Origin of the sequence: Stackebrandtia sp. (genome assembly GCF_035643755.1) — a bacterium.
Lineage (GTDB): Bacteria > Actinomycetota > Actinomycetes > Mycobacteriales > Micromonosporaceae > Stackebrandtia.
In genome coordinates, this window is the sequence record NZ_DASQPW010000111.1 from 1 (window position 1) to 10,962 (window position 10,962).

10 protein-coding genes and 1 pseudogene are annotated in these 10,962 nt (G+C 69.1%); 6 read left to right on the forward strand and 5 right to left on the reverse strand.

Annotated features, from left to right (window positions below; all coding sequences use genetic code 11):
* Both VE172_RS08420 and VE172_RS08425 read left to right on the forward strand, forming a co-directional pair.
* On the forward strand, positions 1–833 hold an 833-nt coding region (locus VE172_RS08420; protein ID WP_324799823.1), incomplete at its 5' end, for a DNA polymerase III subunit delta'.
* Positions 834–1,024: 191 nt separating this feature from the next.
* On the forward strand, positions 1,025–1,660 hold the full coding sequence (locus VE172_RS08425; protein ID WP_414715074.1) for a DUF4360 domain-containing protein: 636 nt from the start codon (positions 1,025–1,027) through the stop codon (positions 1,658–1,660).
* A gap of 47 nt (positions 1,661–1,707) precedes the next feature.
* Here the strand turns inward: VE172_RS08425 and VE172_RS08430 are convergent, their stop codons facing one another.
* On the reverse strand, positions 1,708–3,102 hold the full coding sequence (locus VE172_RS08430; RefSeq protein ID WP_324799829.1) for a class II fumarate hydratase: 1,395 nt from the start codon (positions 3,100–3,102) through the stop codon (positions 1,708–1,710).
* A gap of 147 nt (positions 3,103–3,249) precedes the next feature.
* Here VE172_RS08430 and VE172_RS08435 point away from each other — a divergent pair, with 147 nt between their 5' ends.
* Positions 3,250–3,771 (forward strand): hypothetical protein, encoded by a 522-nt coding sequence (locus VE172_RS08435; RefSeq protein ID WP_324799831.1) that lies wholly within the window; start codon positions 3,250–3,252, stop codon positions 3,769–3,771.
* Between the two features lie 229 nt (positions 3,772–4,000).
* Positions 4,001–4,321 (forward strand): MmcQ/YjbR family DNA-binding protein, encoded by a 321-nt coding sequence (locus VE172_RS25395; protein WP_349258310.1) that lies wholly within the window; start codon positions 4,001–4,003, stop codon positions 4,319–4,321.
* 12 nt (positions 4,322–4,333) lie between these two features.
* Here VE172_RS25395 and folE read toward each other — a convergent pair.
* Positions 4,334–5,014 (reverse strand): annotated as a pseudogene (gene folE, locus VE172_RS08440) (GTP cyclohydrolase I FolE); the annotation flags it as partial.
* 42 nt (positions 5,015–5,056) lie between these two features.
* On the opposite strand from folE, the gene VE172_RS08445 reads away from it, so the two are divergent.
* Positions 5,057–5,896 (forward strand): hypothetical protein, encoded by an 840-nt coding sequence (locus VE172_RS08445; protein WP_324799835.1) that lies wholly within the window; start codon positions 5,057–5,059, stop codon positions 5,894–5,896.
* Positions 5,897–5,961: 65 nt separating this feature from the next.
* On the opposite strand, the gene ftsH is transcribed toward VE172_RS08445, so the two are convergent.
* On the reverse strand, positions 5,962–7,974 hold the full coding sequence (ftsH, locus tag VE172_RS08450) for an ATP-dependent zinc metalloprotease FtsH (RefSeq protein WP_324799838.1): 2,013 nt from the start codon (positions 7,972–7,974) through the stop codon (positions 5,962–5,964).
* A gap of 258 nt (positions 7,975–8,232) precedes the next feature.
* On the opposite strand from ftsH, the gene hpt reads away from it, so the two are divergent.
* Positions 8,233–8,826 (forward strand): hypoxanthine phosphoribosyltransferase, encoded by a 594-nt coding sequence (gene hpt / locus VE172_RS08455; RefSeq protein WP_324799840.1) that lies wholly within the window; start codon positions 8,233–8,235, stop codon positions 8,824–8,826.
* Here hpt and tilS read toward each other — a convergent pair.
* Entirely contained in the window at positions 8,808–9,887 is a 1,080-nt protein-coding gene (gene tilS / locus VE172_RS08460) for a tRNA lysidine(34) synthetase TilS (RefSeq protein ID WP_324799843.1), read from the reverse strand. The genes hpt and tilS overlap by 19 nt on opposite strands.
* On the reverse strand, positions 9,887–10,918 hold the full coding sequence (locus VE172_RS08465; protein ID WP_324799845.1) for a zinc-dependent metalloprotease: 1,032 nt from the start codon (positions 10,916–10,918) through the stop codon (positions 9,887–9,889). Before VE172_RS08465 ends, tilS begins: the two co-directional genes overlap by 1 nt.
* Positions 10,919–10,962 lie beyond the last annotated feature (44 nt).

Sequence of the window (10,962 nt, forward strand, 5' to 3'; positions counted from 1 at the left end):
TCCGCGTCCTCATCGTCGAAGACGCCGACCGCCTCACCGAGGCGGCGGGCAACGCGCTGCTGAAATCCATTGAGGAGCCGCCGGTGCGCACGGTGTTCCTGCTGTGCGCGCCCTCGGCCAACCCCGCCGAGATCTCGGTGACCATCCGCTCCCGCTGCCGCCTGGTCCCGCTGCGGCAGCCGTCGGTGCGGGCCGTCGCCGAGCTCCTGGAGCGGGTGGACGATGTGGACCCGTCGCTGGCGCTGCTGTGCGCCGCCGCGGCCCAGGGCCACGTGGGCCGCGCCCGCCGACTGGCCACCGACCCGCAGTCGCGCGACCGCCGCGACGCCATCCTCAACGTGCCGCGCCAGCTGTCCAACATCGCCGCCTGCTTCGTCGCCGCCGACGCCCTGATCGCCGCGTCCGAGTCCGAGGCCGACGACGCCACCAGCGATCTGGCCGACCGCGAGAAGACCGAGCTGGAGACCGCGCTCGGCAAGGGCGGCACGGGAAAGGGCGCCGCCAAGGCCGCCCGCGGCAGCGCGGGGCAGCTGAAGGACCTGGAGCGCCGCCAGAAGATGCGCCTCACCCGCGCCCAGCGCGACACCCTGGACCGCGCCCTGGTCGACCTGGCCGCCTTCTACCGCGACGTCCTGATGCGCCGCCTCGACGCCACCGTCGACCCGATCCACCCCGACGCGCGCTCCGATGTGGATGCCGCCTCCACCCGCTGGACCCCCGAGAGCATCATCCGCCGCATCGACGCGATCCTGGAGTGCCGCAAGGCGATCGAGCGCAACGTCCGCCCCCGAATAGCGGTGGAGACCATGATGGTCGGTCTGTGGCAGGGGTAAATCGGCCCCGGGACAAAGTAACCAACTAGTCACCGTTTCACGCTGTGTGCATATCCGTTGACGCTCGAGGTGTTGCGCAATAGATTGACGATTGTCAATCCGTCCGCCCCGGCATCGAACGGCATTCGACTCTGACGCCGCGTGCTTCCTGGTGCCGTGATGATCAAGGAATCATCATGCGAAAGTCCATTATGTATGGCGGTGGCGCCGCCCTGGCGACCCTCGCCCTGTTCGCCCTTCCCGTCCCCGCCCAGGCCAGTGGCCACTGGGACAACCCGCCCGGCGACCACATCGTCATCGACGTGGCCACCGTCAACGGCTCGGGCTGCCCCAAGGACACCGCCGCCGTGGCCGTGTCGCCCGACAACACCGCCTTCACCGTCACCTATAGCGCCTACCTGGCCCAGGCGGGCGGCAACTCCGATCCCACCGACTTCCGCAAGAACTGCCAGATCGACCTGAACGTGCATGTGCCGCAGGGCTTCACGTACGCCATCGCCAGCGCCGACTACCGCGGCTTCGCCAGCCTCGAGGCCGGCGCCACCGCCCTGCAGAAGGCCAGCTACTACTTCCAGGGCATGCCCGACACCACCACCGCCGAACACCCGGTGTCCAGCCCGTACGCCGACAACTGGGAGTACAGCGACTCCACCGACGTGGGCCAGCTGGTCTACAAGCCCTGCGGCGAGGAGCGCAACTTCAACATCAACACCGAACTGCGGGTGTCGGCCGGAACCGACTCCTCCAAGAAGAGCTTCATCGAGATGGACTCCACCGACGGCGACGTGAACACCGTCTACCACTTCGCGTGGAAGACGTGCCCGTAAAGCCCTGGCTCCACAGTGGCCGTCGGCGGGCGCGACCCGCCGGCGGCTCACCGGCCCGTCATGCGCAGCACGTCCAGGGCCTCGTCCAGCTGCTCCTCCGTCAGGGTTCCCGCGTCCACGTGGCCGCGCTCCAGCACCACCTCGCGGATGGTGCGGCGCTGCGCCAGCGCCTGCTTGGCGATCGCGGCGGCCTCCTCGTACCCGAGGTAGCGGTTCAGTGGCGTCACAATGGACGGCGAGCCCTCCGCGTACTCCCGCATCCGCTCGACGTTCGGCTCCAGCCCCGCGACGCAGCGCTCGGCGAAGACCCGGGAAACGTTGGCCAGCAAGCGAATCGACTCCAGGATGTTGCGGGCCATCACCGGCATCATGACGTTCAGCTCGAAGTCGCCCCCCGCGCCGCCGTGGGCCACCACGGCGTCGTTGCCGATCACCTGCGCGGCCACCATCCGCACCGCCTCGCACAGCACCGGGTTCACCTTGCCGGGCATGATGGACGATCCCGGTTGCAGGTCCGGCAGCCGCAGCTCGGCCAGGCCCGCGCGCGGACCCGAGCCCATCCAGCGGATGTCGTTGGCGATCTTGGACAGCCCCACCGCGATGGTGCGCAGCTGCCCCGACAGCTCCACCAGCGCGTCGCGGGCGCCCTGCGCCTCGAAGTGGTTGCGGGCCTCGGTCAGCGGCAGGCCCGTCTCCGAGGCCAGCCGGTCGATGACGGCCGCGGCGAAGCCCGGCGGGGTGTTGACGCCGGTGCCCACCGCCGTTCCGCCCAGCGGCAGCTCCGCCACCCGCGGCAGCGTCGACTCCAGGCGCTCGATGCCGTGGCGCACCTGCGCGGCGTAGCCGGAGAACTCCTGGCCGAGGCGCACCGGCGTGGCGTCCATCAGGTGCGTGCGGCCCGACTTCACCAGCGCGTCGAACCGGCTCGACTTGTCCGAAAGCGACTGGGCCAGGGCGTCGAGGGCGGGCGCCAGGTCGTGCACCACCGCGTCGGACGCGGCGATGTGGATCGACGAGGGGAACACGTCGTTGGACGACTGCGAGGCGTTGACGTGGTCGTTGGGGTGCACCGGGGTGTCGCTGTTGGCCGAGGCCAGCGTCGCGATCACCTCGTTGGCGTTCATATTGGACGACGTGCCCGAGCCCGTCTGGAAGATGTCCACAGGGAAGTGTTCGTCGTAGGTGCCCTCGGCGACCTCCGCGGCCGCCGCCACGATCGCCTCGGCGATGTCGGGCGACACCACGCCGAGCTCGGCGTTCACCCGCGCCGCCGCGCCCTTGATCCGGGCCAGGGCCTGGATGTGGCGCCGCTCCAGCCGCACACCCGAGATCGGGAAGTTCTCCACGGCGCGTTGGGTTTGCGCCCTCCACGCCGCCCAGGCCGGCACCCTCACCTGACCCATGGTGTCGTGCTCGATACGCACATTCTCCGTTTCGGTCATGACGCCATCCTCCCTCACTGGGTCACCCGTTCGGCGGTAATCTGGGCCACGCCTATAACACCAGGGGAGGCGCTGCCCGTGTCGGCACCCGACGAGCCGAAGTACGAATTTCCCGATCCGCCACCGCCGTTGGCACCTGTCCCGGCGGTGAAGAGTTTCGACATGCGCGGGGCACGGGTGATCATCGGCTTGGCCGGGCAGGGTTGGCGGGGCGATCTGCGGGCCGACGATCCGCTGATGCGCGGCGGCACCCTCATGGTCCCCGTACTGTCCGAAAGCGACTTCTACCGTTCCGAGGACGAGGGCTCCGAGGCACTGGCGGCCCTGCATCCGGCCGAGCACGTGTGGGTGGAGAAGCCCGACGAGGACGCCGAGCGGATCACCGCGCCGCGCCACCTGTTCGAGCGGCTGGTGGATGCCGAGACGCCGCCCAACCGCTATCCGGTGCCCGCCAGCGAGATGCACGGCCTCACGGGGCGTCGGGTCTGGTACTGGCGGGACGGCTCCTTCGCCTCGGATCTGCGGTGCGTCACCGAGGCCTTCGAGAACTCCAATGGGGACATCGCGGTTCGTCTGTGCCCCGAGCGGGACTGGTACCGTTGGGCCCGCACGGGCAAGGCGCCCATCATGGACGAAGCGCTGATCCATCTGGTGTGGGCCGAGGGCTGAGATTGCCTCATTGTGATGCCGCGCAACGGCTCCGATGATCGTTGGGCCGATGGATACGTTCGGTGGACATTTCGCTGAATACAGTCACCGTCACGGGGCGGAGCCCGGTAAATACACGGAATATTAATAGTTCTGCCAGGCAATACTTCGAACGGTGGTCGCGTCCGCACAATCGGCGCGGTACACTGAACCTCTTATGTATGCGGCATCCCTCGCTCATCTTCGCGACATGTGCCTGGCGCTACCCGAAACCGCCACTGCCGGCACCGGTGGAGACCCGATCTTCAGCGTCAGAGGGCAAACCTTTGCCATTGGCCACCGGGTCGGCGACCGAGAATCGGTGTGGTTCAAGGTATCGGCGAGCACCCGCAGCAGACTGCTCGGCCGCGGTGGCGGCCGTCGCTTCTTCACACCGCCGTACGTGGGCCAGCACGGCTGGCTCGGCGCCTGGCTCGACGACCACTGTGACTGGTCCGAACTGGACTCTCTCCTGCGCGAGTCCTACCGCATGACCGCGCCCGAGGCGCTTCGGGAAGCCTTGCAGCCCTAAGAGTCGCGAGACGTTGATCAGGCTCATCGCCTCGGCGCGCGTCTTGGCGTTGTCCCGCAACGTTCCGCGCACCGCCGAGGTCAGGGTCCTGGCCCCCGGCTTGCGAATCCCGCGCATCGACATGCACATGTGTTCACACTCGACGACCACGATGACGCCGCGCGGGTCCAGGTCGCCCATCAGCTGATCGGCGATCTGCGAGGTCAGGCGCTCCTGCACCTGGGGGCGGCGGGCGTACGCCTCCACCAGACGCGCCAGCTTCGACAGCCCCGTGATGCGCCCGTGCTCCCCCGGGATATATCCAATGTGGGCAACACCCGTGAACGGCAGCAGGTGGTGTTCGCAGAAGCTCGCCACCTCGATGTCGCGCACCACCACCAGTTCCTCGTGCTCCTCGGCGAAGGTCGTGGTCAACACCGCGGCCGGGTCCACCCGCAGACCCGCGAACAACTCCGCGTACGCCCGCGCCACCCGCGCGGGGGTGCGCTTCAGGCCCTCGCGGTCCGGGTCCTCCCCCACCGCGTACAGAATCTCGCGCACCGCGGCCTCGATGCGCTTCAGATCGACCCGTTGCTCAACCGGCTGCCCGCCCAGGCGGCCGTTGACAATGCGGGCCGCCTCGTGGTCCAGTTCCTCGTCATGCACGCGCTCAAGACTAGAGGCTGTGGCCTTTGTATGGATTCGTCGCTTCATGATTGTCGTCACCCCCCCCAGAGAGGAAAAATCATGAACCCCATGAGCAGGAGGCGCGCCCTGGTGCTCGGCGGCGGCGCCGCCCTGGCCGGCGGCATCGCCGTCGGCGCGTCCGGACTAGCCGGAGCCGACACCGAAACCCGGGCGAGCTGGCGGAAAATAGGCGTCGTCACCGCGAATATCGGACGCAAGCACCCCTCCAAGCGCGAGGCGGCGATCCGCGCCGTCCGCGACGGCGTCAGCATCGACGGCAAGCGGGTGCGCCCGTTCGTCGGCTGGCAGGAGATCCGCGAGGGCGACGCCGACGCCCGCGAGCCCGGCTGGATCGACCACTACTTCGGCACCGCCTACACCAACGTGTTCAACGGAAAGTCCCCCGCGCACATGGTGCCGCTGTCGGTGCCCAAGGAGTTCGACGTCGTGGACAAGCGGACCACGTACTGCCACGGCGGCCTCGCGCACGTCTCGCCCGCCCGGTACATCACCGAGGCGCTGGTGGCGGCCAAGGACGACCCGAAGCTGCGGTTCGTCTTCGCCAACACGCACTACGTGGCGGGCGCCTTCAACGGCAAGACCGACGGCCACGAGAAGTGGCGCGACGACGCCTGGCACAAGCACTTCGTCAAGCACCGCGACAAGGTACTGAAGTACTGGCGCGACCGCGGCTTCCCGGTGATCTGGACCGGCGACGTCAACCGCCAGTCGATGCCGCTGCTGATGCCGAAGTTCGAAAAGCGGGCCTTCGGCAAGGGCATCGACCAGATCGGCTGGGTGCCCGGCGGCAACGGCGTCGAGATCCGCCTGGTGTCGACGCACGCCATCGACATGGCCGTCGACGACCACAACGCCCGCGTCGCGGTCCTGAAGATCCGGCGCGGCTGAAAGGCAGGAGGCGCGACGCAAGCCGCCCCGCACCGGCGTCGGTGCGGGGCGGCTTGTTCGGTCGCTCAGCCCTGCGGCTGGTCCCCGGTGTCCGGAACGTTCACCGGCGGCTCGGGGGCCTGTGTGGACTCATCGTCGGGCTCGGCGCCCGCCGGCAGATCCACCGGGCCCCGCTCCGACGGGCGGCGCTTGCCCGACCCGTTGAACGGCGCCATCGGCGGGCGCTTCACCACGTCCGAGGCGATCCGCTCCAGGTCCTCGCGCTGCAGGGTCTCCTTCTCCAGCAGCTCGACGACCATCCGGTCCAGCACGTCGCGGTAGTGGTCGAGGATCTCGTACGCCTCGTCGTGCGCCAGCTCGATGAGGCCGCGAACCTCCTCGTCGATCGTCGCGGCGATCTCGTCGGAGTAGTCGCGCTGGTGGCCCATGTCGCGGCCCAGGAACGGTTCCGACGACGAGGTGCCGTACTTCACCGCGCCCAGCTTGGCGCTCATGCCGTACTCCATGACCATCGCGCGAGCCAGCTGGGTCGCCTTCTGGATGTCGTCCACCGCGCCCGTGGTCGGGTCGTGGTAGACGAGCTCCTCGGCGGCCCGGCCGCCCAGCGCGTACGCCAGGGTGTCGATCATCTCCGAGCGGTTCTGCGAGTACTTGTCCTCCGTGGGCAGCACCAGGGTGTGCCCGAGGGAACGGCCGCGCGGCATGATCGTCAGCTTGTGCACCGGCGCCGAGTGCGGCAGCGCCAGCGCCACCAGGGCGTGTCCGCCCTCGTGGTAGGCCGTGGACTTCTTGTCCTCGTCGCTCATGATCCGGGTCTTGCGTTCCGGACCGGCGACCACGCGGTCGATGGACTCCTCCAACGCGTCGGCGGTGATCGCCTTCTCGTTGGCGCGAGCCGTGAGCAGCGCGGCCTCGTTGATGACGTTGGCCAGGTCGGCTCCGGAGAAGCCCGGCGTGCGACGCGCGATCGTCTCCATGTCCACATTGGGCGCGAAGGGCTTGCCCCGGGCGTGGACCTGGAGGATGGCGCGGCGTCCGGCCATGTCGGGCGCGTCCACCGGGATCTGGCGGTCGAAGCGGCCCGGGCGCAGCAGCGCCGGGTCCAGGATGTCGGGACGGTTGGTGGCGGCGATCAGGATCACGCCGCCCTTGTTGTCGAAGCCGTCCATCTCGACCAGCAGCTGGTTCAGGGTCTGCTCGCGCTCGTCGTGGCCGCCGCCGAGACCCGCGCCGCGGTGGCGACCCACCGCGTCGATCTCGTCCACGAACACGATGGCGGGGGCGTTCTCCTTGGCCTGCTGGAACAGGTCGCGGACCCGCGAGGCGCCCACACCGACGAACATCTCGACGAAGTCGGAACCGCTGATCGAGTAGAACGGGACTCCCGCCTCGCCCGCGACAGCGCGCGCCAGCAGGGTCTTACCGGTGCCCGGTGGACCGAACAGCAGCACGCCCTTGGGAATCTTGGCGCCCAGTGCCTGGTACTTGGCCGGGTTCTGCAGGAAGTCCTTGATCTCCTGGAGTTCCTCCACGGCCTCGTTGGCGCCGGCGACGTCCTCGAAGGTGGCCTTCGGGGTGTCCTTGGTGATCTGCTTGGCGCGGGACTTGCCGAAGTTCAGGACGCGCGAACCGCCGCCCTGCATCTGGGACATGAACAGCAGCAACAACACCACGATGATGGCGATGGGCAGCAGCTGAATCAGGAAGGACATCAGGATGCTGTCCTGAGTCACCTCGGTGTTGTAACCGGGGACCTTCTTCTCGACGTTGTCGTACAGCTTCCCCATCCGCTGGCTGGGGTAGTACGCCTCGATCTTGTTGGTCTCGTCTCCGTCCTTGGACACGACACCGTCGCTGTTGACCTTGATGGACTTGTCGAGGTCGAGTTGGACGACCTGTTCCTTGTCCTTGATCAACGCCTTTTTGACATTGCCGTCGGCGATCTGCTGATTGGCCACCTTGCTGGTGGCGTCGGCGTAGTCGCTGCCGGAAGTGGCGATGCTGCCGACGATCACGGCGCCGAGAATAATGAGGATGATCCAGACCAGTGGCCTGCGGAACAAACGCGTACGCTCCATACTGTTGCGGACGCTTTGGCGCGTCCGGCCCCTCCTGCACTCGACGGTTGGGTGCGGTGGCGCGACCAAGGGCAGGCCACACCACCGGTTTTTAGTGGTCTACGACGGTACACCGTACCGCCTACCCACTCACCGACGTGGCGGGCACGGTTCTCAGCCCCGTCTCAGTTTCTGTCGCCAAGATCATCCGCTGCCAGGTGGCGCGCGCCGAGCGGGGGTGGCGCGGCTTACGGCGAGGTCAACTGGCAGGCTTGGCCCATGACGCCTTCACAGCAGCCGCCCATCGAGGCGCCGTCACACTGGTACGACGCGGACATCGACCGGATCATCGTGTCCGACAACGAGATCCGCGATCGCACCGCCGAACTCGCCAAGCAGATCGACGCCGACTACGCCGACTCCGAGGGGCTGCTGCTCGTCGGGCTGTTCAAGGGGGCCGTGATGTTCATGGCCGACCTGGCGCGGGCGTTGTCCATCCCGGTGGAGATGGAATTCATGGCCCTGTCGTCGTACGGGCAGCGCGTGACCTCGTCGGGCGTGGTTCGGGTGCTGAAGGACCTGGACAGCGACATCACGGGGCGCGACGTCCTGGTGGTGGAGGACGTCGTGGACTCGGGGCTCACCCTGTCCTGGCTGCTGAAATACCTCCCGACGCGGGGCCCGCGCTCGGTCGAGATGGTGTCGATGCTTCGCAAGCCCAAGGCACTGGGCTCGGGCATCGGTGTGAAGTACGTCGGCTTCGACGTGCCCGACGAGTTCGTCGTCGGCTATGGCCTTGATTACAACGAGCGCTATCGCGAGCTGCCGTTCGTCGGCGTGCTCAACCCATCCGTTTATTCAGGCGCTTCCTGACGTCGGGTCGGCGTGAGCCACAAGCGATCGCGCTCACGCCGTACCTCCACTCCCCCGGGCAACTGCACCGCCTTCTGGCCCCTCCACGCCGTGACCAGGGCGTCGAGCGCTTCGATGTGGACGAAGAACAGGTCGTCGGCGTCGGCGCCCTCCTCGATGACCCAGGAGCGCAACGCCCTGGTGCGCACGGCGCGCGGGACGGACGACAGCTCGCCGAGGCGCAGGCTTGGGGGGACTCCCCCTGCCGCGGCATGGTGGGAGGGGGCGGTCAGGTCTGGGGTGTCTTCGATATCCCGATCGCCGCGGCCGAGGGAGGTCGTGACGCGAGCGGCGGCGAGCGTTTGGGCGGCGTAGCGGTCCAGGGCGGCGAGGTCGTCGGTGATGAGGGTCGCGGTGCGGGCGAGGTTGGGGATGAGGCGCTCGCCGAGGGCCGCGGTGAGGTCGCCGAGGGACGCGCGCAGACGGGAGCGCAGGTAGGCGGGGTCGGCGTTGTGGGGGTCGTCCCACACGGGCAGCGACAGCTCGGTGCAGGAATCGCGGGTGTCGGTGCGGCGCACCCGAAGCAGGGGGCGGCGCAGCTTGCCGCGGCGGGCGGGCATCGCGGCGATGCCGCGGGGGCCCGAGCCCCTTGCCAGGGCCAGCAGGACCGTCTCGGCCTGGTCGTCCAGGGTGTGGCCCAGCAGGACGGCGGCGGCGTTGTGCTTGCGGCGCAAGCGATCCAGGGCGGCGTAGCGGGCGGTGCGGGCGGCGGACTCGGGGCCGCCGTCGGTGACGTCGACGTCGACGGCGGCGATGTCGACGGGGTCGAGGCCGCCCGCGCGCGCCCAGTCGGCCAGGGCGGCGGCGCGGTCGGCGGAACCGTCCTGGAGGCCGTGGTCGATCGTGGACAGTCCGACGCGCAGGCCGAGGCGGGGGGCGGCGAAGGCGCAGGCCGCCGCCAGGGCCATCGAATCGGGGCCGCCCGAGCAGGCGACCAGCAGCAGGGAGTCGGGTTCGAGGTCGGACAGTCCACGCCGAACGGCCACCCGCACGCGCGCGGTCGCGGGGGGGACCCTGGGCATCAGCCCGCGACCCGATCGATCCAGCGCTCGGGGTGGGAGATCTCGTCGCTGGTGGGCAGGGCCTCGGGCGCCGACCACACCAGGTTGAAGCGCTCGACGCCGACCTCGTCGACCACGGCCTCGGTGAACTTCTTGCCCTGGATGTACTGCTGGAGCTTGAGATCCATGCCCAGGAGGCGGCGCAGCACCTTCTGGGCGGGGTTGGCGGTGGCGCGGCGGGCGTCGAAGCGTTCGCGCAGGGTGGCGACGTCCGACACGACCTGGGGGCCGACCGCGTCCATCACGTAGTCGGCGTGTCCCTCCAAAAGGGTCATCAGGGCGGTGAGGCGCTCGACGATCGCGCGTTGCTCGGGCGAGGTGACCAGGTCGACGATGCTGGAGCCGTTGTCGGCGCCGCGCAGGGCGTCGGCCAGGAACTCCACGCCGCGGCGGGCGCGGTCCATCAGGCCCAGCCCGCTGCCCGGGGCGGCCGAGGCGAAGGCGTCTATTTCGGACATGAAGTGGCCGCGCAGCCACGGGACGCCGAACTGGGCGGCATGGGTCGCCTCGTGCAGGCACACCCACATGCCGAAGTCGGCGGGGTCGACGCGCAGCTCGCGTTCGACCTCGACGATGTTCGGCGCCACCAGCAACAGCTGCCCGTTGGCCTCGCCGAAGACCTCGTACTGGCCCAACACCTTGCTGGACAGGAAGCCCAGCACGGCCCCCGCCTGCGCGCCCGCCACCCGCGAGCCCACCAGGCGGGTCGCGGAACTCGGCTCGCCAGAAAGCTTGCGCGCCATGGGATCGAGCACCTTCTTCAGGCCCTCGATGTTGGCGGCGGCCCAGGCGGCGCGGTCGACCACGCGGGTGGCGTGGGGCGTCGACGGCGACAGCGACGTGAAATCCGCCACCCGATCGGTCGCCTCGGCGGCGCACTCCCGCAACCGCGTCACGGCCGCGGTCGCGTGCTCCAATCCGATGTCGGGGCCCGCCCGCCCGATGGTGCGCGCCGTCGCGGCGGCCAGGTCCCAGTCAACGAACTGCGTCATGCCACCAACGGTAGGCGATCGGCGCGCACACCACCCTCATCCGC